Source organism: uncultured Formosa sp. (assembly GCF_947500765.1).
GTDB lineage: Bacteria > Bacteroidota > Bacteroidia > Flavobacteriales > Flavobacteriaceae > Formosa.
In genome coordinates this window covers 386902-410149 of record NZ_CANMTH010000001.1, presented here as the reverse complement: position 1 = coordinate 410149, position 23248 = coordinate 386902, and the positions used below count along the sequence as shown (strand labels likewise).

Genomic DNA, 23248 nt, shown 5'->3' with positions numbered 1-23248 from the left:
TTTTTTGATTGAATTAGTTTTCTACTAGGGAATTTTTAAACAACTTTTGCTCTTTAATCCAAGCATCGTATTCTTCTTGAGTTTCTACGATAATTTTCATTTGCATATTGTAATGTGATTTTCCACAAATTTTATTACACAATAATAAATAATCAAACTCATATGGGTCTAAAGCCTCTTCACCTTTAGCAACTAATTCTTTACTATTCTCTACTCTAATTGAATTAATGTTCTTAACCTTATCAACAATATCAGGATTCTGACGCATTTCCGCTGTAGTAACGGTTGGTGTAAATCCAAATTGAGTAACCATACCAGGAACACAGTTCATTTGTGCTCTAAAATGAGGCATGTAAGCAGAGTGTAATACGTCCTGAGAACGCATTTTAAATAATACTGGTTTTCCTACAGGTAAATGTAATTCTGAAGTTATAATATCGTCTTGAGCATTAGGGTCAGATTCATCTAAACCCAAAATGTTAGCACGATCAATATCAATTAATCTTACATTAGCTTTACCTAAAGTATTATCGGCTCCACTATATCTGGCTTTCCAGTTAAATTGTTGAGCATAAAGTTCTACTACAATTGGATCATCATCTTCACTAACATTCATAATACTAGTCCAAGTAAATAAACCATATATAATTAATCCTGCTAAAGTAATTACAGGAATAATAGTCCAAATAGCTTCTAAGGTATTATTATCGGCAAAGAACAATGCTTTACGACCTTTTTGTCCTTTATATTTAAATGCGAAAAAATGAAGTAGAAACTGTGTTATAGTTTGTACAACAAAAATTAACACCAAAGAGATAATCATTAAATTATCAATATCTGGTCCGTGAGCAGAAGCAGAATTAGATAATAAAGGTAAATCTCCCCATTTAACAATACACACAATGGTAATGATATAAATAAAGGCCAAAAACCCCATCATAAGATAGGCATTCATGGTATTATCTTTTTCTGTAGCAACTTGGTCGTCTTCTGGTAGGCCCGCTTGAGCCAAGTCGAAGATCTTAACCATTTGCCAAATGGCTATTGATATAAATACTAAAACTAAAATTATAAATAAAGCAGTCATACTGTTTGTTATTGGTCTTTATATGTTACTAGTAATAAAAGTAAATTAATAATGAAAATGTTCACTTTCTTCAATTAATGGATGACGTTTAGGAACTAATGGTGCTTTTGATATTGCTGTGAACACCACAAATATAAACAATCCTGCGAATAATAATACGGAACTTATTTCAGGTATTCCAATAAACCATTGATCTCCTACTGTTGCAGGCATAATCATATTGAAAATATCTATATAATGTCCGAATAAAATAACAACGCCTGCCATGACAACAAACCAAGGAATACGTTTGTAATCACTATTCATTAATATTAATAATGGGAATAAGAAGTTTAAGGCAACCATACCAAAGAATGGTAAGTTATAATCTTCTATACGTGTTATAAAGTAAGTAACCTCTTCTGGAATGTTAGAATACCAAAGTAACATAAATTGAGAGAACCATAAGTAAGTCCAGAATACACTAAGACCAAACATGAATTTAGCTAAATCATGAATATGACTATCGTTTACAGATGGCAACATTCCTTTAGATTTTAAGTAGATTGTAATTAATGTAATTACTGTAATACCACTTACAAACATACTTGCAAAAACATACCATCCAAAAAGCGTAGAGAACCAGTGTGGATCTACACTCATAATCCAATCCCAAGACATAATAGATTCTGAATAAATAAAGAATACTAAAAATGCTGCAGATATACGGAAGTTTTTCTTGAAATTAGAGTTATCGTCGGCTAAATCTTGTGCTAAACTAAATTTACGAGAAAAGTGTCTGTATGTACACCATCCTGCTATGTAAATTAATCCTCTCACAGCAAACCATCCAATATTTAACCATGAAGATTTACCTTGAATTAATTTATCATCGGCTACAACTTCAGGATCCATCCATATAAAAATATTGTAATGCCCAATAGTTCCAGATGCTACTGCAATTAATAAAACAATGATAGCTCCTGGTAATAAATATGCTGTTATACCTTCCATAACTCTAAAAAGTAATGGAGACCAACCTGCTTGTGCAGCTATTTGAATGGCATAAAAAGCTAAAGCTCCTAAAGCAATCATCATAAAAAAGAAAGCCGCAACATATAATGCAGACCAAGGTCTATTTGCAATTTGATGTTGAACATGTTCTGCATGTGCATCGCCATGATGAGCATCTGCACCTTCTGCATGTGCAGTTTCGGCTTGAGATTCTTCACCATGTGCGGCAGCTTCAGCATGTGTTTCATGTGCTTCTGTTATATGAATGGCTTGCGAATCATCTTGTTTTACTCCATGATGTGCAGCATCTTCAGCTAGCATAGTTTTTACTTCATCTAAAGATTTATGAGAAGACATAAAACCATAAACTACCCCTATAAATCCTAAGATTATTAGAGCGAAAGAAAATGTTCTTAATTTATTTGAAAGTGTGTACATATCTATATATAATCTTTATCTAATCGACTTACTTTTCTAAATCTGCTTTAAGTTTCATAACATAAGCAGAAACTTGCCAACGTTCTTCGTCTAACAATTGATTCTTGTAAGACCCCATTGCATTCTTTCCGTAATAAATAGTATGATATACGCTACCAACTGTAATATTACGTCCTGCATCATCGTATTTAGGAACTCCTAAAATTTTCTCTCTTTTAACTAAAGTTCCTTGTCCGTCACCTTTAGTACCATGGCAAATACCACAATAGATATCGAATAACTCTTTTCCTTTGTTGAAATCGATTAAAGTAGAGTCTAAAGGATTCATTAAGTTCTGTTTTGCTTCATCGTATCCTTCTAATGTATTCGGGATCGTGAAAGGCATATGTCCTCTTGCTATAGCACCATCTGCTGGTAACTGAGCTTCAACACCATTTCTAAATGCTGCTGTTTCACTATAAGTTTCGTATCCTACAGATTCATACATATTAGGCATGAACTGATAGTTTGGTCGGCCATTTTCCTGACAAGACACTGCAGATATTAAAACTACGGCTATTGCAAATATTTTTATTAAGCTTTTCATAATTCTATTAATGGGCTTTATCTACTAAGTTAATTTCTACTGCACCTGTAGTTTTTAAAAACTCGGTGATTTCTTCTTCATTATGATTGGCTACAGAGATCTCCATTAAAAAGTGATCGTCGGTAGTTCTTGGATCTGGATTTTCAGCATCTTTAAAAGGATAGATTCTACTTCTTAAGTAAAATGTAATAACCATTAAGTGAGCTGCAAAAAACACAGTGAGTTCAAACATAATTGGGACAAAGGCTGGCAAGTTTTCTAAGTAACTAAAACTTGGCTTTCCTCCAATATCTTGAGGCCAGTCTTCAATCATGATAAAATTCATCATAGCTGCTGCTACAATTAAACCAATACATCCATAAATAAAAGCTGTTATGGCCAAGCGGGTTGGCGCTAATCCCATTGCTTTATCTAGTCCGTGAACCGGAAAAGGTGTATATACCTCGTCTATATGATATTTTGCTACTCGGACATCTTTAACGGCAGCCATTAAAACATCGTCGTCTGTATAAATAGCGTGAATAACTTTTGAAGATTCCATATGCTACTTTTAGTTTTTTGAATTATTAACTGAGGTTCCTGATGTTCTAGAATCCGCACCTGTACCTACTAAACTATCTCCTCTTTCTCTAATATTTTTATAATATTCTCCTGAAGATTTTAAAATGGTCTTCACTTCCGCCTGAGCAATTACAGGGAATGTTCTAGAATATAATAAGAACAATACAAAGAAGAAACCTATAGTTCCAATAAATATTCCGATATCTACAAATGTAGGTGAGAACATTGTCCAAGACGATGGTAAGTAATCTCTATGTAATGATGTTACAATAATTACAAAACGTTCGAACCACATCCCTACGTTTACTACAATAGAAATAAAGAATGAGAACATAATACTTGTTCTTAATTTCTTAAACCACATAAATTGTGGAGAGAATACATTACAAGACATCATCATTAAATATGCCCACCAATAAGGACCGGTTGCTCTGTTTAAGAATGCATATTGTTCATACTCTACACCAGAATACCAAGCAATAAACAACTCTGTAATATAAGCCACACCTACTATAGAACCTGTAATCATAATTACAATGTTCATCAATTCAATATGTTGTACTGTAATATAGTCTTCTAAATTACACACTTTTCTCATAATAATAAGAAGTGTGTTTACCATTGCAAATCCAGAAAATACGGCTCCTGCAACAAAGTAAGGAGGGAAAATGGTAGTATGCCATCCAGGAATAACAGAAGTTGCAAAGTCAAAAGATACAATCGTGTGTACAGAAAGTACAAGTGGTGTTGCTAAACCTGCAAGTACCAAAGATACTTCTTCAAAACGTTGCCAATCTTTAGCTCTACCAGACCATCCAAAACTTAATAAAGAATAGATTTTCTTTTGAAAAGGTTTAACAGCACGATCTCTTAACATCGCAAAATCTGGTAATAAACCTGTCCACCAGAATACTAATGATACAGATAAATACGTTGAAATTGCAAATACATCCCAAAGTAAAGGAGAGTTAAAGTTTACCCACAACGAACCAAATTGGTTTGGAATTGGTAATACCCAGTATCCTAACCAAGGACGACCCATGTGAATAATTGGGAATAAACCTGCTTGAAAAACCGCGAAAATGGTCATGGCTTCTGCAGAACGGTTAATTGCCATTCTCCATTTTTGACGGAATAATAAAAGTACTGCAGAAATTAATGTTCCTGCGTGACCAATACCTACCCACCAAACAAAGTTGGTAATATCCCAGGCCCAACCTACGGTTTTATTTAAACCCCAAGTTCCAATACCAGTTGATACTGTGTATAATATACATCCTATTCCCCAAAGGAAAGCAACTAATGAAATAGAAAAAACTATCCACCATAATTTATTTGCTTTTCCTTCTACAGGTCTTGCTACATCGACGGTTACATCGTGGTAAGACTTTTCTCCTGTAACTAAGGGTCTTCTTATAGGTGCTTCGTAATGAGACGCCATATCCTTATCTAATTATTTCTTAATTCGTTAATTATGCTTCTGTTGTATTTCTCACTTTTGTTTGATAAATCACATTAGGTTTTGTTCCAATATGTTCTAACAAGTGATACATACGATTATCTTCTTTAAGGTGTGCTACCTTACTTTCTTTGTCATTGACATCTCCAAACACCATTGCACCACTACTACAAGCGGCAGAACATGCGGTTTGGAATTCGCCATCTTTAATAACACGTCCGTCACGTTTAGCGTCAAGAATTGTTTTCTGTGTCATTTGAATACACATTGAACATTTTTCCATAACACCACGAGAACGTACTACTACATCTGGATTTAATACCATACGCCCTAAGTCATCATTCATATGGTAATCAAATTCATCATTACCATTATATAAGAACCAGTTAAAACGACGTACTTTATAAGGACAGTTGTTAGCACAGTAACGTGTACCTACACAACGGTTATAAGCCATGTGGTTTTGTCCTTGACGACCGTGTGATGTTGCCGCTACTGGACAAACAGTTTCACATGGTGCGTGATTACAATGTTGACACATTACGGGTTGAAAAGCAACTTGTGGATTTTCTGAAGGATGCTCCATTTCTCCAAATTCGCTTAACGCACTGCTTAATCCTGAAATATTTTCTTTTTTCTCATTATCACCTTCAAAAGATTCTTCAGATGAATAATATCTATCAATACGTAACCAGTGCATATCACGGCTACGACGAATTTCACTTTTACCTACAACTGGTACATTGTTTTCTGCATGACATGCAATAACACATGCTCCACATCCTGTACAAGCGTTTAAGTCGATAGATAAGTTAAAATGATGCCCAATAGAACGATCAAACTCATCCCATAAATCAACTTTTGGAGAAGTTACAGGAGTTTCAACATGGTTTAAAGATACCATTGCTATTGGATTCCACTCTTTCTTATCTTTAGTATTAAAGATTTCTAAAGTTGTTTCCTTAATAATATCTCCACGGCCCATTAATGTATTGTGTAATTGTACACATGCAAACTCATGTTCTCCATCTACAGCACTTACAGATACATTTTGAACAGTATTAAAGTTTTGGTATAATCCAAAAGCATTAACACCAGTTTTCATTTCATCTTTTAATCCTGCAAATCTACCATAACCAAAAGATAAACCTACAGAACCTTTAGCTTGACCTGGTTGGATAATAACTGGTACACGCTCTAGAGTTACTCCATTTACGGTTACACTAGCATAGCTACCATTTAATCCTCCGTTAGCTACATTTTTGTTTATTAAATTTAATGCGGCGGCATCTGCCTTAGAAACGGTTAAATAGTTATCCCAAGATGTTCTTGTAATTGGATCTGGGAATTCTTGTAACCATGGGTTATTGGCTTGTTGACCATCTCCCATACCTACTTTAGTATATAATACTAATTCCAAACCTTCAGATTTGGCAGAAGCGACTAATGCTGAAGCTACTGTTGCGCCTGAGATATCATTAACAACAAAACTTGCACCGCCCGACACGTTTCCGTTAGAAACCGTTTTTGAAGTGGTCGTCGTTACATAGCCCTCTTTGTCTTCGTCTTTAATTCCAACACCAACTGCTGCGTCATGAATAACACCACCAACCCAAGTTCTATCTTTCTTTTCTTCTAGTGTAGTTTTAGTTTCATCAATAGTTTCTTGAGAAACACCATGAGCTAAAGTTCCTAATGAACCTGCAACAAATGAACCATCATGAATGGCTTGGTTAAATGAAGCCCCACCTAAAATACTAGTATTCCAAGTTTCTTTGATATAATCATGATAAGAAATTGTGTTTCCTGTCCATGCTAATAAAGCGTCTTGAAATTGTTTTGTATCAAATAACGGACGAATAGTTGGTTGTGTTAACGCAAAGTGTCCGCGTTTTAATTCTACATCACCCCAAGACTCTAAATAATGAGGAGCCGCAGCTAAATATTCTGTTTGAGAAGCTGTCTCATCTGATTTCATCGAGAATGTTACAGCTAATTCTGTTTTCTTTAATCCTTCAGCAAAATCGGCTGCGTTTGGCAAACTATATAATGGATTAACTCCACTCATTATAATTCCTCCAATACGACCAGCTTTCATATCTGCTACTAATTGCATTACGTCCTTATCGTTACCTTGTCGTATTAAAACAGGAACGTTTGGCATAAATGCTCTACTACGTAAAGCGGCGTTAATTTCTAACACTAAAGCTTGCGCATTGACATCTTGAAGACCAGTGATTACGACACCACCTTTTCCAGATTTTTTAAGATCGTTAGCCGCTTTTTTAACTGCAGCATCAATATGTTCTGGCAATGTTCCTGAAACAGAACTACCAACAACATAACCGTATAATTTAGCTAAAGCTACTTTTTGTTGACTAGGCGTAGAAGGCACGCGTTTATCTGCATTTGCACCAGCTAAAGACATATTTGCTTCAAACTGATAATGACGAGACATTTTACCATCTTTAGGTATACGTCCAGCAGAATAACCAGCATCGTAACCTCCACCTTGCCAATCTCCAATAAAATCTGCACCAAAAGAAACAATAGTTTCTGCATGAGCAAAATCATAATTGGCTAAAGCACGACTACCGTATTTTGCTTGGTAAGCATCTAAAGCTGCTGATTCTGATATTGCATCATAAACAACATGACGAACCTTACCGTATTTTTCTTTGAATGTATTTATTAAGCGTTCTGTAGAAGGACTAGCAAAAGTTTGAGTTAACAAAACGATTTCTTTTCCTGCAGAACTTAAACTTGATAATTTAGAAGCTATTTCAGTATTAAAATCATTCCACGATACAGGGTTACCACCTTTTAATGGACCTTGAACCCTTAAGCTATCATACAAACCTAATACAGAAGCATTCACTCTTGCATTTGCGTTTCCGTTAGATTTAGCTAAGGAATTGTTCTCAATTTTAATAGGACGACCTTCGCGTGTTTTAACTAAAACACTAGCAAAATCAAAACCGTCTGCAATAGTTGTTGCATAATAATTTGCAACACCAGGAATAATTTGTTCTGGCTGAACTACATAAGGAATCGATTTAATAACTGGTCCTTCACAAGCTGCAAGCGATGCGGCTGCTGTACTAAAACCAACATATTTTAAGAAATCTCTTCGAGTTGTAGAAGATGATTCAAGCGTTGCTTTATCACCTAAAAACTCGTCTGTAGGAATTTCTTCAACAAATTCGTTTTGTTTTAGCGCCTCAACAATAGAACTATTTTCGTTTAGCTCTTCAACACTTTTCCAGTATTTCTTGTTTGATGACATATTGTATAATTGAATTACTTCTTAAATAAATTAATAATGACACTTACCACATTCTAAAGCACCCATCTGCGCAGCTGTAAGCTCCTCAACACCGTACTTTTTAGATAATTCTTCGTGGATTTTTGTATAGTAATCGTTGTCTTTAACTTTTACATTTGTTTCTCTGTGACAGTTAATACACCACCCCATTGTTAATGGTGCATGTTGGTACATAACTTCCATTTCTTCTACAGGACCATGACAGGTCTGACATTCAACACCTGCAACAGTAACGTGTTGTGAGTGGTTAAAGTAAACGAAGTCTGGAAGATTGTGAATTCTTACCCATTTAACGGGCTGACTCTCTCCTGTATATTTTTGCTCTGTATCATCCCAACCAACAGCTTTATATAGCTTTTGGATTTCACCATCGTAAAACTCTTTACTATGTTCTGGAGTCGCTGTACTTTCTGCAACTTCATAAATAGATTTATGACAGTTCATACAAACATTTAAAGAAGGTATACCTGATGTTTTACTAACTCTTGCAGAAGAGTGACAGTATTTACAATCAATACCATTATCTCCAGCATGAATCTTGTGTGAGTAATGAATTGGTTGTACGGGTTGATACCCCTGATCTACACCAACCTGCATCATAAACCCATAAGCATAATAGGCTCCTACTAATAAGAAAAACACAACAGTGACTAAAACTAAGAATTGGTTTTGAACAAAAGCTTTCCACAATGGCAAACCAGAAGACTCTTTTACATCTACCCCTTTAGCCTCAGCAAAACGATTTAATGTTTGTCTTACTAAAATTAAAGCCATAGCCAATAATCCAAATAAAACAACTAGAGCTCCTAATATAATCTTATTAGAAATCCCATCGCCTTCTCCACTTGCTTTTGCTGCACCGGCAGCAGCAGCTGCTTCTGGAGCTGGCTCTGCTTTCTTCTCTGCTGTATATGCTAAAATATTATCTAAATCTTCATCAGACAGCTGAGGAAACGCTGTCATAGGAACATTGTTATATTCGTTAAAAATTTTGTTTGCATAATCATCTCCAGATTTAATTAATCCGGAACTATTACGAACCCATGAATGAATCCATTCTTTATCAAGACCTTCTTCGCTTAATCGCGATTCAATATCACGTAACGCTGGGCCAGTCATTTTTTTATCTAATTGGTGACATGCTGCACAATTAGAATTAAACAATGCTTTTCCCTTTGCTGGGTCTCCCTGAGCGGAAATAGAGGTTGTAAACGCAAGTAAAATAACTATAGCTAAACGAAAGATGTTTTTGCTGAATTTACGGTGAATCACCTGTTTCATATTATTGGTTGAATTAACTTCTTAACTTTGGTAAAACTTTCTTATCTCTAACGGATAAAAAATCAGTCATAAAATATGGAACAAAAATAACATTTAAAGTGGATTGAGAAAACGTTATAGTATGGTTAATCATAATTTAGAAGTAGTCTAAATAAAAACGTATTACCCCCATTACACCTACTTAACTACACGAAAAGGGCTATTAATGCCTCTCTAGAGATTACTCTAATTCCCTATATTCTAAACGGTTTTAAGAGTAATTTGTCCGAAATGAATTCAATATTTAAATAATTTTAAGCAAACAATATGATGGTTATTAAATTTCATTTTAAATGATATAGATACTGCATTTAATCAGGTAAATTAACATTACTAGCCACTTATTAAATTTTTAAACCTTAAACAATTTACAATTTACCAATTAAATAATAATCTTCTTTTCTAATTAATAATAATGTACAAACAGTGTTTAAATCTTTATCTGAATTACTTTACATTTGTAAAAAAAGCATCAAATAAATAAAAGATGAAAATATTAAAAATAAAACTTATTGCTTTAACTAGTTTTTGTGCCTTTACGCTTTCAACAAAAGCTATTGCGCAACAAGGCCATGTAGAACTTAATCAAGATGCCAAGATTAATAAACTTCTTGAGATAAAAAAGGAAATGAATAAGGATGAAAATGCTTCAGATCGTTTTAGAATCCAAATTTTTTCTGTGACTACAGATCGTAGTGCTGCAAATAAAGCATTAAGCAATTATAATGCAGAGTTTAAACAATGGGAATCTACTTTATTATATGAGACTCCTAATTACAAAATTTGGGTAGGAAGCTTCCGTACACAACTTGAAGCAGACAGAGCGCTTGTAGAGATAAAAGAAAAGTATCCGAATGCATTTATTTTAAAGCCAAAAATTAAAAACTAAAATAAAAAAGCATAAAAAAAGGCGACCAGATGGTCGCCTTTTTTATGACTTAATATATACTTCTTATTTAAGTTTCTTTTTCACTTCTACTTCATGGAATGATTCAAGAACATCGCCTTCTTTAATATCATTGTAGTTTTTAATTTGCATACCACAATCATAACCTTTAGACACTTCTTTAACATCATCTTTAAATCGTTTAAGAGAAGCTAATTCTCCAGTGTAAACAACTACACCATCTCTAATTAAACGTACGCCTGAAGTTCTGATAATTTTACCATTTGTAACCATACAACCAGCAATACTACCGATTTTAGAAACTTTGAATATTTCTCTAATTTCAGCTGTACCAGTAATCTCTTCTTTAAGTTCTGGAGATAACATACCTTCCATTGCATCTTTAAGGTCGTTAATCGCATCGTATATAATTGAATATGTACGGATATCTATTTCTTCCTTATCTGCAATTGTTCTGGCATTACCCATTGGACGAACATTAAATCCAACAATAATCGCATCTGATGCAGAAGCTAATAATACATCACTTTCTGTAATGGCTCCAACACCTTTATGAATAATATTGACTTGAATTTCTTCAGTAGATAATTTCTGGAACGAGTCTGTTAATGCTTCAACAGAACCATCCACATCTCCTTTAAGGATAATGTTTAATTCTTGGAAATCACCTAATGCAATACGACGTCCAATTTCATCTAGAGTAATATGTCGTTGTGTACGTACAGATTGTTCTCTTTGTAATTGTGTACGTTTTGTAGCAATTTGTTTTGCTTCACGCTCGTCTTCAAAAACATTAAATTTATCACCTGCTTGTGGTGCGCCATCTAAACCTAAAATAGAAACCGGTGTACTTGGTCCTGCTACTTTAACTTCATTACCACGTTCATCTTGCATAGCTTTTACCTTACCACTGTTTTTACCAGCTAAGACGTAATCACCAATTTTTAATGTTCCTGCTTGTACTAAAATAGTAGAGACATATCCACGACCTTTATCTAAGAATGCTTCAACAACAGTTCCGGATGCTAGTTTATTTGGATTTGCTTTAAGCTCTAATAATTCAGCTTCAAGTAATATTTTTTCTAATAATTCTTTTACACCTGTACCTTGTTTAGCAGATATATCATGAGATTGAATTTTACCTCCCCAATCTTCTACTAATAAGTTCATTTGTGCTAAACCATCTTTAATCTTTTCAGGATTTGCAGCTGGTCTATCTATTTTGTTTATGGCAAAAACAATTGGTACTCCCGCTGCTTGCGCATGGGCAATAGCCTCTTTTGTTTGTGGCATAATATCATCATCGGCAGCAACTACAATAACAGCTATATCTGTAACTTGAGCTCCACGTGCACGCATCGCTGTAAAAGCTTCGTGACCCGGTGTATCCAAGAATGCCATTTTCTGACCACTATCTAAAGTAACACCATAGGCACCAATGTGCTGGGTAATTCCTCCAGATTCTCCTGCTATTACATTTTCCTTACGGATATAATCTAATAAAGATGTTTTACCGTGATCTACGTGTCCCATTACCGTAATAATTGGTGCACGCTCTATTAAATCTTCCGGTTTATCTTCAACAACTTCTATATTATCTTCAAGATCAGAAGTTACAAACTCTACTTGGTAACCAAATTCGTCTGCAACAATAGAAAGTGTTTCAGCATCTAGACGTTGGTTCATGGTAACCATCATACCTAACGACATACAAGCCGAGATAATTTGTGTTACAGAAACATCCATCATAGTTGCAACTTCACTAGCGGTAACAAATTCTGTTACTTTTAAGATTTTGCTTTCTACTTCTTGTTGATCAAGGTCTTTCTGACTTTGCTCTCTATGGTGATCTCTTTTATCTCTACGGTGCTTAGCTCCTTTTCCTTTACTAGATTTTCCTTGAAGTTTTTCTAAAGTCTCACGAACTTGTTTTTGTACTTCAGCTTCACTAGGTTCTTCCTTAACGATTGGACGTCTTACTTGTCCTGGACCGCCAGTTCTTTTACCTTTATAAGTACTTGGTTTAGCTGTTCTTCCTGGTCCGCCTGGTTTATTTGTATTATTATTATCTCCAGGTTTACTAATACGACGACGCTTTCTTTTATTAGTAGCATCTGCCCCAGCTTTAGCAACGGGTTTCTTCTTTGGTTTATTAAACTGTGATAAATCTATCTTTTCACCAGCAATTTTTGGACCTGAAAGTTTCTGATATTTCGTCTTTAAGTGTTCTTCCTGTACCGGTTTGTCCTCTTCTGCTTTGGGCTCTGATTTTTTAACTGGTTCTACTTTTTTTGGAAGTTCGGGTTTCTTAACCTCTTGAATAGGTTTAGACGGAGATGGTTTTACAGGAGGTGTTGAAGGGCGAGATACAGGCTTTGGCTTATGTTCTACTTTTGGAGCAGTTTGAACTTTAGGCGCTACCTTTTTAACTGGTTCATCTGCCTTTTTCTCTACTTTAGGCTCTTCTTTTATAACAGGTTTTTCTTCCTGTTTAACTTCTGCTTTAACCTGTTCTATTTCTGGAACAACGTCTTTAGGTTTTACCTCTTCTGCTTTGGGCTGAACAGGTTCTACCTTTTTCTCTACAGGCTTAGCAACTTGTTTCGGTTTAGGATCTAAATCGATCTTACCTACTTGTTTCGGGCCAGAGAGATGAGATTTGGCTTTTACTATTTGCTCCTTCTTAGCTTCTTCTTTTTGTTTTGCTTCAAGTTCACGCTCACGTTGCTCACGTAAGGCTTCTTTTTCTTTCAGCTTCGCTTCACTTACCTCTTGAGAAGCCACCTTCTTACTTGCGTCTGTTTGAAATTCGCCAGAAAGCACATTATATACTTCTTGAGAAATTTTCGTTGTTGGACGCTTATCGATTTCCACGCCTTTAGATTCTAAAAAATCTACTGCACGGTCGATAGAGATGTTTAACTCACGTAAAACTTTATTTAATCTTATTGTTTCAGCCATAAATTGCCTTTAATATACCCCAAATATAAGTTATTCTTCAAACTCTTCTCTAAGAATTCTAATAACTTCGTTAATTGTTTCTTCTTCTAAATCGGTTCTTTTCACCAAGTCTATTACATCTTGCTCAAGAACACTTTTTGCTGTATCAAGCCCAGCTTTGCTTAACTCATCAATAATCCATCTATCAATTTCATCAGAAAACTCTGTTAACTCAACATCTTCTTCTGCACCTTCTCTAAACACATCAATCTCATAACCAGTTAATTGACCAGCTAATCTAATGTTGTGACCACCACGTCCAATGGCTTTACTTACTTCTTCAGGCTTTAAAATAACCTCTGCACGTTTATTTTCTTCATCAATTTTAATTGATGTCACTTTCGCCGGACTTAATGCTCTAGTGATGTACAATTGAAGGTTACTTGTATAATTGATAACGTCTATATTTTCGTTACCTAATTCACGAACTATGCCATGAATTCTAGACCCTTTCATACCTACACAGGCACCTACAGGATCTATTCTGTCATCGTAAGAATCTACAGCCACTTTAGCTTTTTCACCAGGAATTCTTACTACATTCTTAACAGTGATTAATCCGTCAAAAACTTCTGGTATTTCTTGTTCGAATAATTTTTCTAAGAATAAAGGAGATGTACGCGACATAATAATTGCCGGTTTACTTCCTTTTAATTCTACATTTTCGATCACCCCTCTTACATTATCTCCTTTACGGAAGAAATCTGAAGGAATTTGTTTTTCTTTTGGTAAAATGATTTCGTTTCCTTCATCATCTAACAAAATTACAGCTCTGTGACGAATATGATGCACTTCTGCTGTATAAATATCTCCAATTAAATCTTTAAATTGCTTGTAAATATTTGTATTATCGTGTTCATGAATTTTAGAAATTAAATTCTGACGTAATGCTAAAATAGCACGACGTCCTAAATCTATTAACTTAACTTCTTCAGACACATCTTCTCCTACTTCAAAATCAGGCTCAATTTTACGAGCTGCTGTTAATGAAATTTCTTGATTTGGTTCTTCAACTTCTCCATCTGCAACTACAATACGATTTCTCCATATTTCTAAATCGCCTTTATCTGGGTTAATAATAATATCAAAATTATCATCATCTCCAAATTTTTTCTTTAATGCGTTTCTAAAAACATCTTCTAAAATCGCCATTAACGTTACACGATCTATTAATTTATCGTCTTTAAATTCTGAAAAAGAATCAATTAACGCAAGATTTTCCATAACTCTTTTGAATTAAAATTTAATCATCACTTTAGCTTCTACAATATCGTTATAAGAAATATTTGCTTCTTTTTGAACAGTAACTTTACCTTTACCTACAGGTTTTGGCTCTCTAGCTTTCCATTCTAAAACTATTTCATCATCATTAGCATCAACCAAAACAGCTTCTATTGTGTCTGTTTTTGTCTTAACTTCTAGTGTTCTTCCTATATTCTTAGTATACTGCCTGCTTAATAATAAAGGAGACGTTGCTCCTGCAGACATAACTTCTAAAGAAAAATCTTCTTCTTCCCTGTCTAATTCAGACTCTATAGCCCTACTTATAAACATACAATCCTCAACACTCACACCTTCGTCTCCATCGAGAATAACTTTAATAGCATTCTCTCCGGAAATAGTTAAACTTATCAAGAACAAATCATTTCGTTCTTGTAAGGCGCTTTCTAATAAATCTTCAACAGTTGTTCTAAACATTTTTTAGTATAAAAAGAGGGGACTCTGTCCCCTCGCATATTCTTTTTTCTTACAACGGTGCAAATATACATTTTTTTTATTGATTAATACAAGCTTTCAAATATCAATTTTTATGCGTAATTTTATATAGCCGTTTAACAAAAACAAAAATACTTATGAAAAGAATAATGGTCCCAACAGATTTTTCGGACGAAGCTGAATACGCTACTAGAGTTGCCGCTAAATTTGCAAAAAAATTTGATTGTGAAATTTATTTACTACACATGATCGACCTTCCTGTAGGAGAGTTAGATAAAATGACACCTACTTATAGTGAAATACCAGAAGCTCTATTTTTTATGAAACTTGCTGCTAAAAACTTTAACGAGCTTTTAGAAAAAGATTTCTTAAAAGACGTTACGGTACACCACTCTATTAAAACAAACTCAACGTTTCAAGGAATTAATGAAAACGCAAAAGCATTAGACATCGATTTAATTATCATGGGCTCTCATGGTGCGACTGGATTTAAAGAAATCTTTATTGGTTCGAACACAGAAAAAGTGGTACGCACATCTCACATTCCTGTTTTAGTAATAAAAAGTACTGAAAATGAATTTAAAGCAGATAACATGATATTTGCTTCAGACTTTAACTTAGACAACAAACACACTTACACCCAAGCTGTTAAATTTGCTAAGAAATTTAATTCTACAATTCACTTGTTATTAGTTAATACACCTAATAATTTCTCTACAACAAAAGAATCTAAAGAGAGAATTGAGAGCTTTATAGAAAATTCAGACTACACTAACTTTACCATTAATATACATAACGACGATACTGTTGAAAAAGGTATTCTAAACTTTGCTCAACAAATTAACGCCGACATTATTGGAATAAGTACACATGGTAGACAAGGTATAGCGCATTTCTTTAACGGAAGTATTAGTGAAGACATTGTAAACCATGCAGTAAGACCTGTAATTACATTCAAAATCTAACAAATTAAGACTTACAATTTTAAAGCTTCTAAATACAGTGTATTTAGAAGCTTTTTTTTATTAACACACCTAAAAAAACTACCCGAATAAGACATTGCACAAATAAGACACCTCTTTTATAATTAAAGCAAACACATTTTACAACATCTTAATAACACTTTTTCAAACACAACATTCAGACCACACAAATACTTAAAACCACCTTAACACCAAAAACGCTCCTGTCTTATACATAACAGTGTTTTTAAAATTTTCACACTTAGTTCCTCCTAAAGAATTCCCCCCCTGCACAAACACCAGCCCTAACAATCACATCTAGAAAATTATAATTAAAACCTCCTTTATTATAAAAACACAAAAAACCGTTTATCGATATTCATTAATTTGAAGATGAAAAATAAAACTTATTTATATATATTTGAAAACAACCTACTTAAATAATAAAAAACTAAAACACTAAGAAATAAAGACTTAAACAAAATCCCAAAAACACCTACCCTACTTATGACACAATATCCACCAACTATTAGGAATGAAATTCTAGACAACATCCTAGGGCTTCTTTCTTCTTTTGAGGATCCTGAATTTAAGGACATTTTTAAAAAAACAAATCCTGTTAAGATTGACATGGACTATATCGCGAAAGCATTACAAAAAAATAAATGGGAAAGCCAAACAAAAGAAGCTATTAAACAAAAACTTATTACAGAGAATTATATTACAGAGGATAAGAATGGGAATTTGTCCATAACCCACACTGGTCTGGAATTTCAAAAAAACGGAGGATACTACCTACAAGAACTCAATCAACCCAAAGAAAAAAGCACCAATTGCACCTTAGAAAAGATTAAGAGAAAAATTAATTGGCAACTCGGATTAATTGCATTAGCCATATTCATCATTCAAATACTATCCATAGACTACGTCCTAAAGTTTTTTAAGCAATTATAATAATGCTAATTTAAGAAACCTATAAAAATAACAAAACCCCAACCTTTTACAAGATTGGGGTTTGTTGTTGGCCCACTAGGGCTCGAACCTAGACTCTTTGGTACCAAAAACCAACGTGTTGCCAGTTACACCATGGGCCATCATTAATTTGAGAGTGCAAATATAGAACATTTCACAATACACGCAAACTTTTTTTAAAAAAATTTTAATCTATTTGCTAAGGTTATTATAAAAGGCTTCACTGTTACATATTTATTATTAAATTCGCCCTACCGAATAAACACCGAATTTCATGACACAATTCAACTTTAAAAAGTGGAATACCATCTTAGGCTGGGTTGCTTTTGCTATCGCTTTAGTAACCTACGGACTAACAGTAGAACCTACCGTAAGCTATTGGGATGCTGGAGAATACATTCTAACATCTGCTAAACTTCAAGTAGGACACCCTCCAGGAGCTCCTTTATTTCAAATGTTTGGAGCCTTTTTCTCCATGTTTGCGTTAGAGCCTGCACAAATTGGTATCATGATAAACTTAATGAGTGCCGTAGCTAGCGCATTCACTATTTTATTCATGTTTTGGACCATTACTTTATTATTAAAAAATATTATTTCTAAACACGATCCGCTTTCAAAATCTAAAGCTATGGCTATTTTAGGTAGTGGTTTAGTTGGAAGTTTAGCGTTTACATACACAGATTCGTTTTGGTTTAACGCTGTAGAAACTGAAGTTTATGCCATGGCAACCTTAATGATGGCCGTCATGTTCTGGCTAGGTTTACGTTGGGAACAAGACATGGATACGCCACGCGGAAACCGTTGGCTTGTTCTAATAGCCTTTGTTATTGGATTATCGTTTGGGGTACACTTTATGGGATTATTAACCATTCCTGGTATTGCACTTGTATATTACTTTAAAAACTATAAAACCATTACCGTTAAAAACTTCATTATTGCAAATGTAGTTGCTGTAGCTATTTTACTATTCATCTTTAAATTATTACTTCCTAATGCACTAAAATTCTTTAGTACTTCAGAAATATTTTTTATCAATTCTATCGGACTTCCTTTTAATTCGGGAACTATTATAGCTGCAATTGTACTTATAGCTGCATTTTATTTTGCTTTAAAATACACACGACAAAAAGGATATGTACACTTAAACACCTTAACATTGTGTTTGTTATTTATTTTTATAGGATTCTCTTCTTGGATCATGCTGCCTATTCGTGCCAATGCAAATGTAGTGGTGAACGAAAATAACCCGTCTGATGCGCGTGAATTACTAGCGTATTATAACCTGGAACAATATCCGGAAACACATTTATTTTACGGACCACAATTCACAGAACAATATGCTGGTTTAGATGAAAACAATCCGTATGTAGATGATAAACCTAATTACGAAAAGGATGAAGCACAAGGAAAATACGTTATTGTAAACGATTATAAACGTGCTAAACAAAATTACAATTCTGAACACGCTTCTATATTACCTAGAATGTGGAGTTCTGAACATGCAAAAAATTACATGATGTTTACCGGTTATTTAGATTTTAAATTGAAACCTGAATACCAAATGGAAAACCAATTGCGCACCTCTGTTACTAATTTTAAGAACGATGTGGCTCAAGGTAATGTAGACTTCGAAGACTATAGTAGCTTCTTAACACAATTTGGTCAGTATTTAGATATTGAAAAACCGTCTTTAGCTAGTAATATTATTTACATGTTTCAATATCAACTTGGCTATATGTATTGGCGTTATTTTATGTGGAATTACGTTGGAAAACAAGACGACATTCAAGGCCGTTACGACGATCATGGAAATTGGTTAAGCGGTATAAATTTTATAGACGAATGGCACTTAGATATGCCACAAACTAATTTACCAAGCGACGTTAAAAATAATAAAGGACGAAATACTTATTATTTCTTACCTCTACTTTTAGGACTAATCGGATTATTCTTTTTATTCAATAAAGACAAAAAAATGTTTTGGGTACTCTTGGTGTTCTTCCTCTTTACAGGAGTTGCCATACAAGTATATACCAATGTAAGACCGTTTGAACCTAGAGAACGGGACTACTCTGTTGTAGGATCTTTCTATGTGTTTGCCCTTTGGATTGGTTTTGGAGTCTATGCCATTTTCGAAGCACTTAAAAAACACATTAAATCACCTGTACTAGCTCCTGCTGTTACTTTAGCGTGCCTAATTCTTGTGCCGGCAATTATGGCTGCAAATAACTGGGACGATCATGATAGATCAGATAAATACACGGCGCGCTCTATGGCTAAAATGTATTTAGACTCTTGTGCAGAAAATGCCATACTATTTACTATTGGAGATAACGATACATTCGCCCTATGGTATGCCCAAGAAATTGAAGGTTACCGTACAGATGTGCGTATAGTAAACACCAGTTTATTCCAAACAGATTGGTATATAGACCAAATGAAACGTAAAGCTTACGAGAGCGACCCGATTCCGTCGCAACTTACTCATGAGCAATATCGTTATGGTACGCGTGATTATATTATGAAACGCATCGTCTCTAAAGACACCATGAATATTAAAGATTTTATCAATTTTGTAGGTAGCGATAATCCTAAGACTAAATTTAAATACATCTTAGAAATGCAAGGTGAAGATCCAAGCTATTATCCTACACAATTACAAAACTCTAATTATTTCCCTGTAGAGAACTTAACTATAAATGTAGATAAGCAAACAGTATTAAATAATGGAATTGTAGCCGCAAAAGATGCCGATAAAATTGTAGATAAAATCAATCTAAATATTAGTAGTAGCGCACTTTACAAGAACAGATTATTAATGTTAGATATTGTTGCTAACAACGATTGGAAACGCCCTATTTACTTTACTGGAGGTAGCTTTGGAGACGACGATTATTTATGGATGAAGAATTACCTGCAACTAGACGGTATGTGCTATAAATTAGTCCCTATTAAAACACCTATAAACAGAAATAATCCGTTTGACATGGGTCGTGTAGATGCCGATTTAATGTACAAGAAAGTTAAAGGATGGGATTGGGGTAACAGCGGTAGCGCAGATATTTATCACGATCCTGAGACACGCAAAAATTCTATTTCTTACCGAGGAAACATTGCCCGATTAATGGAACAATTAATAAACGAAAAGAAATTAGACAAAGCAGAAGATGTAGCCGATATTGCCATGAAAAACATGCCTGTAGACTACTTTGGCTATTACACCCTTCTAGAACCATATATCGCTGGTTATTACGAAGTGGGAGCTAAAGAAAAGGCTAGACATTTATTTACAGAAGTGGCTGCTAAATATCAAGAAAACTTGAACTATTATAGCACTTTAAAAATCGAAAAACAATACGATATCGCTGAAGAAATTGTAACCAATATTGAACGTTACAAATCGTTAGTTGATGTGGTATTACAAAAAGACGATGAATTTGCTAAAACAGAAATGCAAACGTTTAACAACCATTTAAAGTTATTTGAACACTTTTATGGTGGAAGTCAACAACAGCAACAAACGGAAACACCTAAACTAAACGAATTAGACATATTGCCTAATCCTGATAGTACAGTGGTACCAGTAGAATAATTATAAAATAACCATGGGATTAATTCCTGTTAAAACACCAAAATTTATAAAAGGCATATTTCCAAACTACGTTTGGGATATGCCTTTATTACGTAAAAAAACCATCTATATCACATTCGACGATGGTCCACACCCAGAAATTACCCCTTGGGTTTTAAACACGTTAAAAGCATACAATGCAAAAGCTACTTTTTTTTGTATTGGTGATAATGTTAGAAAATATCCAGACGTTTTTAAAGATACCAAAGCAGCCGGACATGCCATAGGAAACCACACCTTTAATCATTTAAAAGGATGGAAAACAAATACAGAAGAGTATGTCGAGAATGTAGAAAAAGCGGCCCAATTAATATCTTCAAAACTACTTAGACCGCCTTACGGAAAAATTAAAAATAAGCAAGCAAAACTATTAATGCAACAAGGGTATCGCATTATTATGTGGAGTATTATTTCTTTTGACTGGGATAAAAATCTAAAGGCAGAAGATTGCCTAGAACATGTTATTAAACACGCCAAAGACGGACATATAATTGTGTTTCATGATAGCTTAAAAGCATCAAAAAACATGCAATATGCATTACCAAAAGTTTTAGAATATTATAGTAAGAAGGGGTATGATTTTAAATCACTTTCATGTTAAAGAAACTGCTTAACCACACCAATAAGTGTATTTGCATCTTGTTCGCCACTGTGTCTCCATTTCATTTCACCTTGCTTATAAACAATTAATGTAGGCAACCCCTTTACGCGAAGCGCTTCGGCTAATTCTTTGTTTTTTTCAACATCAATCTTAATCACCCTAGCTTTATCACCAACAGCAGCGGCAACATCTCGCAAAACAGGATGCATGGCTACAGATTGCTCATTCCACTCGGTAAAAAAGCTTAATAATACTGGAATATTAACATCTATTAAATCCCCGAATTTTGACATATTTTAATGTTTAAGAGCATTTTTTATTACGTTAAATATCTTATTTATCTCCCAAAAGGGTAATAAAATAAGGCTTTTGCTCATGTTTTGTAACATAAAAATAAGCATTTCTAAATTAATAATCACATTTATGTTAAATTATGCAGTTTCAGGGCCTTTTTTAAGTTCTATAACTGTAATTTCTGGCCAAATACCAACACGTCCAGGAAAACCTAAGAAGCCAAAACCACGATTTACATTAATAAATTGTCCCTTTACTTTATAAATACCCGCCCAATATTTGTAACGCCATTTTATAGGACTCCATTTTACCCAACCCGGAATTTCTATTCCAAACTGCATACCATGTGTATGCCCGCTTAATGTTAAGTGATAATGGTACGCATCATCTAGAACTTTATCTTCCCAATGCGACGGATCGTGACTCATTAATATCTTAAAATCGTTGGCATCAATTTTAGAAACGGCTTGTTTTAAATCTCCTGCTTTTTTAAAGTGTCCTCTTCCCCAATTTTCTACACCAATTAAAGCAATACGTTCGCCATCTTTTTCAAGAAATCGGCTATCATTTAAAATAAGGTCGAAACCCATTTCTTTTTGTATACCCTTTAAATCTTCTAAGTTTTGTGCCTTATCTGCTTCAGAATCCCAAGACACATAATCACCATAATCATGATTACCAAGAATAGAGAATATTCCATCTTTAGCTTTCAATCGGCTAAAAGTATCTTTCCAAGGTATCATTTCAGAAGCTAGATTATTTACCATATCTCCAGTAAACAAAATGGTATCAGATTGCTGTTCATTTATCAAATCTACAGCATATTCTATCTTCTCTCTATTATCGAAACTTCCGCTGTGTATATCACTAATCTGAGTAATACGGTACCCATCAAAAGCAGCTGGTAAATCTTCAAAGTACAACGTGTATTGTAAAACTCGAAAATCGTATTTCCCTTTAAACATACCGTATAACAAACTGGCAAACGGAATAGCAGCTAAACCAATGGCCAATTTACTTATAAACGCACGACGTTCTGGAAAATAGCCAAACTCCTGTTTTTCCTTTTTAAAATAGCGAGACATCCCTTTAGGAAAACGTGCCAAATCTTCGAATCCTAAAACAATTAACAAAATTAATTTAGGTGCCAATACCACCAGTAAAAAACCAAAGGCATAACTTTTAGCATGTGTAAGCACTTTTAAATGACTCGGATTGAGAAGCATTTGGTAAATAAAATTTCCTAAAACCAAAGCACTCAAAATCCAATACACAAAATAAATAAAACGTTGTTTTGTTATCGCTTTAAAAGCTTGAAACGCGTACCAATCTAAAAATATATAGAATGCAAAAAATAGAATCCAACGCAACATAAGAGTGATTTAACAGGCAAAAT

Annotated in this window: 16 protein-coding genes, 1 tRNA gene and 1 pseudogene; 5 read left to right on the top strand and 13 right to left on the bottom strand. The window is 34.2% G+C overall.

The genetic code is table 11. The features are described from left to right. Positions 1 to 13: 13 nt before the first annotated feature. The 7 genes and pseudogenes from Q1B05_RS01770 to Q1B05_RS01740 all read right to left on the bottom strand — a co-directional run bounded on the left by Q1B05_RS01770 (position 14) and on the right by Q1B05_RS01740 (position 9730). Positions 14 to 1087 (bottom strand): cytochrome c oxidase subunit II, encoded by a 1074-nt coding sequence (locus Q1B05_RS01770; protein ID WP_299776918.1) that lies wholly within the window; start codon positions 1085 to 1087, stop codon positions 14 to 16. A 45-nt stretch (positions 1088 to 1132) separates the two neighbouring features. Next, the gene (locus tag Q1B05_RS01765; RefSeq protein ID WP_299776916.1) at positions 1133 to 2518 is read right to left on the bottom strand and encodes a quinol:cytochrome C oxidoreductase; all 1386 of its coding nucleotides are present in this window, start codon (positions 2516 to 2518) and stop codon (positions 1133 to 1135) included. Between the two features lie 28 nt (positions 2519 to 2546). Then, on the bottom strand, positions 2547 to 3104 hold the full coding sequence (locus Q1B05_RS01760; RefSeq protein ID WP_299776914.1) for a cytochrome c: 558 nt from the start codon (positions 3102 to 3104) through the stop codon (positions 2547 to 2549). Between the two features lie 7 nt (positions 3105 to 3111). Then, positions 3112 to 3645, bottom strand: a complete 534-nt coding sequence (locus Q1B05_RS01755) for a DUF3341 domain-containing protein (protein ID WP_299776912.1) — start codon at positions 3643 to 3645, stop codon at positions 3112 to 3114. Positions 3646 to 3684: 39 nt separating this feature from the next. Beyond that, positions 3685 to 5106: pseudogene (gene nrfD / locus Q1B05_RS01750) on the bottom strand (NrfD/PsrC family molybdoenzyme membrane anchor subunit); the annotation flags it as partial. A 31-nt stretch (positions 5107 to 5137) separates the two neighbouring features. Continuing rightward, on the bottom strand, positions 5138 to 8410 hold the full coding sequence (locus tag Q1B05_RS01745; RefSeq protein ID WP_299776910.1) for a TAT-variant-translocated molybdopterin oxidoreductase: 3273 nt from the start codon (positions 8408 to 8410) through the stop codon (positions 5138 to 5140). Between the two features lie 30 nt (positions 8411 to 8440). Next, a complete protein-coding gene (locus Q1B05_RS01740; protein WP_299776908.1) occupies positions 8441 to 9730 on the bottom strand; it encodes a c-type cytochrome in 1290 nt (429 codons plus the stop codon). A gap of 526 nt (positions 9731 to 10256) precedes the next feature. Here Q1B05_RS01740 and Q1B05_RS01735 point away from each other — a divergent pair. Continuing rightward, a complete protein-coding gene (locus Q1B05_RS01735; RefSeq protein WP_299776906.1) occupies positions 10257 to 10658 on the top strand; it encodes an SPOR domain-containing protein in 402 nt (133 codons plus the stop codon). A gap of 63 nt (positions 10659 to 10721) precedes the next feature. Here Q1B05_RS01735 and infB read toward each other — a convergent pair whose 3' ends face one another. Genes infB through rimP form a run of 3 tightly spaced genes read right to left on the bottom strand, consistent with a single transcriptional unit; the run spans position 10722 to position 15374 of the window. Continuing rightward, positions 10722 to 13637, bottom strand: a complete 2916-nt coding sequence (infB, locus tag Q1B05_RS01730; RefSeq protein WP_299776904.1) for a translation initiation factor IF-2 — start codon at positions 13635 to 13637, stop codon at positions 10722 to 10724. Positions 13638 to 13667: 30 nt separating this feature from the next. Continuing rightward, on the bottom strand, positions 13668 to 14900 hold the full coding sequence (gene nusA, locus Q1B05_RS01725) for a transcription termination factor NusA (RefSeq protein WP_299776902.1): 1233 nt from the start codon (positions 14898 to 14900) through the stop codon (positions 13668 to 13670). Between the two features lie 12 nt (positions 14901 to 14912). Beyond that, positions 14913 to 15374 carry a ribosome assembly cofactor RimP gene (gene rimP / locus Q1B05_RS01720; RefSeq protein WP_299776900.1) on the bottom strand — a complete coding sequence of 154 codons (462 nt, stop codon included), beginning with the start codon at positions 15372 to 15374 and terminating at the stop codon, positions 14913 to 14915. A 155-nt stretch (positions 15375 to 15529) separates the two neighbouring features. On the opposite strand from rimP, the gene Q1B05_RS01715 reads away from it, so the two are divergent. Both Q1B05_RS01715 and Q1B05_RS01710 read left to right on the top strand, forming a co-directional pair. Next, the gene (locus tag Q1B05_RS01715) at positions 15530 to 16357 is read left to right on the top strand and encodes a universal stress protein (protein WP_299776898.1); all 828 of its coding nucleotides are present in this window, start codon (positions 15530 to 15532) and stop codon (positions 16355 to 16357) included. A gap of 504 nt (positions 16358 to 16861) precedes the next feature. Next, a complete protein-coding gene (locus Q1B05_RS01710; protein ID WP_299776896.1) occupies positions 16862 to 17308 on the top strand; it encodes a hypothetical protein in 447 nt (148 codons plus the stop codon). Positions 17309 to 17375: 67 nt separating this feature from the next. Here the strand turns inward: Q1B05_RS01710 and Q1B05_RS01705 are convergent. Further along, positions 17376 to 17448: transfer RNA gene (locus Q1B05_RS01705), tRNA-Gln, on the bottom strand. Positions 17449 to 17600: 152 nt separating this feature from the next. Here Q1B05_RS01705 and Q1B05_RS01700 point away from each other — a divergent pair. Together Q1B05_RS01700 and Q1B05_RS01695 are read left to right on the top strand one after the other, a co-directional pair. Then, positions 17601 to 20918, top strand: coding sequence for a DUF2723 domain-containing protein (locus tag Q1B05_RS01700; protein ID WP_299776894.1), 3318 nt, complete (start codon positions 17601 to 17603; stop codon positions 20916 to 20918). A gap of 13 nt (positions 20919 to 20931) precedes the next feature. Beyond that, on the top strand, positions 20932 to 21558 hold the full coding sequence (locus tag Q1B05_RS01695) for a polysaccharide deacetylase family protein (protein ID WP_299776892.1): 627 nt from the start codon (positions 20932 to 20934) through the stop codon (positions 21556 to 21558). Here the strand turns inward: Q1B05_RS01695 and Q1B05_RS01690 are convergent. Both Q1B05_RS01690 and Q1B05_RS01685 read right to left on the bottom strand, forming a co-directional pair. Continuing rightward, positions 21555 to 21851, bottom strand: coding sequence for a thioredoxin family protein (locus tag Q1B05_RS01690; RefSeq protein ID WP_299776890.1), 297 nt, complete (start codon positions 21849 to 21851; stop codon positions 21555 to 21557). The two genes, Q1B05_RS01695 and Q1B05_RS01690, sit on opposite strands and share 4 nt — an antisense overlap. A 138-nt stretch (positions 21852 to 21989) precedes the next feature. Continuing rightward, positions 21990 to 23225: a metallophosphoesterase gene (locus Q1B05_RS01685; RefSeq protein WP_299776888.1), complete on the bottom strand. Its 1236-nt coding sequence runs from the start codon at positions 23223 to 23225 to the stop codon at positions 21990 to 21992. Positions 23226 to 23248: the final 23 nt, after the last annotated feature.

Excerpts from the sequence above, each read along its gene's own strand:
- Q1B05_RS01745 (WP_299776910.1), bottom strand. The coding sequence starts at position 8,410 with ATGTCATCAAACAAGAAATACTGGAAAAGTGTTGAAGAGCTAAACGAA.
- nusA (WP_299776902.1), bottom strand. The coding sequence starts at position 14,900 with ATGGAAAATCTTGCGTTAATTGATTCTTTTTCAGAATTTAAAGACGAT.
- Q1B05_RS01685 (WP_299776888.1), bottom strand. The coding sequence starts at position 23,225 with ATGTTGCGTTGGATTCTATTTTTTGCATTCTATATATTTTTAGATTGG.
- Q1B05_RS01690 (WP_299776890.1), bottom strand. The coding sequence starts at position 21,851 with ATGTCAAAATTCGGGGATTTAATAGATGTTAATATTCCAGTATTATTA.
- Q1B05_RS01765 (WP_299776916.1), bottom strand. The coding sequence starts at position 2,518 with ATGTACACACTTTCAAATAAATTAAGAACATTTTCTTTCGCTCTAATA.
- Q1B05_RS01715 (WP_299776898.1), top strand. The coding sequence starts at position 15,530 with ATGAAAAGAATAATGGTCCCAACAGATTTTTCGGACGAAGCTGAATAC.
- Q1B05_RS01770 (WP_299776918.1), bottom strand. The coding sequence starts at position 1,087 with ATGACTGCTTTATTTATAATTTTAGTTTTAGTATTTATATCAATAGCC.
- Q1B05_RS01710 (WP_299776896.1), top strand. The coding sequence starts at position 16,862 with ATGACACAATATCCACCAACTATTAGGAATGAAATTCTAGACAACATC.
- Q1B05_RS01695 (WP_299776892.1), top strand. The coding sequence starts at position 20,932 with ATGGGATTAATTCCTGTTAAAACACCAAAATTTATAAAAGGCATATTT.
- Q1B05_RS01755 (WP_299776912.1), bottom strand. The coding sequence starts at position 3,645 with ATGGAATCTTCAAAAGTTATTCACGCTATTTATACAGACGACGATGTT.
- Q1B05_RS01740 (WP_299776908.1), bottom strand. The coding sequence starts at position 9,730 with ATGAAACAGGTGATTCACCGTAAATTCAGCAAAAACATCTTTCGTTTA.
- Q1B05_RS01700 (WP_299776894.1), top strand. The coding sequence starts at position 17,601 with ATGACACAATTCAACTTTAAAAAGTGGAATACCATCTTAGGCTGGGTT.
- rimP (WP_299776900.1), bottom strand. The coding sequence starts at position 15,374 with ATGTTTAGAACAACTGTTGAAGATTTATTAGAAAGCGCCTTACAAGAA.
- Q1B05_RS01760 (WP_299776914.1), bottom strand. The coding sequence starts at position 3,104 with ATGAAAAGCTTAATAAAAATATTTGCAATAGCCGTAGTTTTAATATCT.
- infB (WP_299776904.1), bottom strand. The coding sequence starts at position 13,637 with ATGGCTGAAACAATAAGATTAAATAAAGTTTTACGTGAGTTAAACATC.
- Q1B05_RS01735 (WP_299776906.1), top strand. The coding sequence starts at position 10,257 with ATGAAAATATTAAAAATAAAACTTATTGCTTTAACTAGTTTTTGTGCC.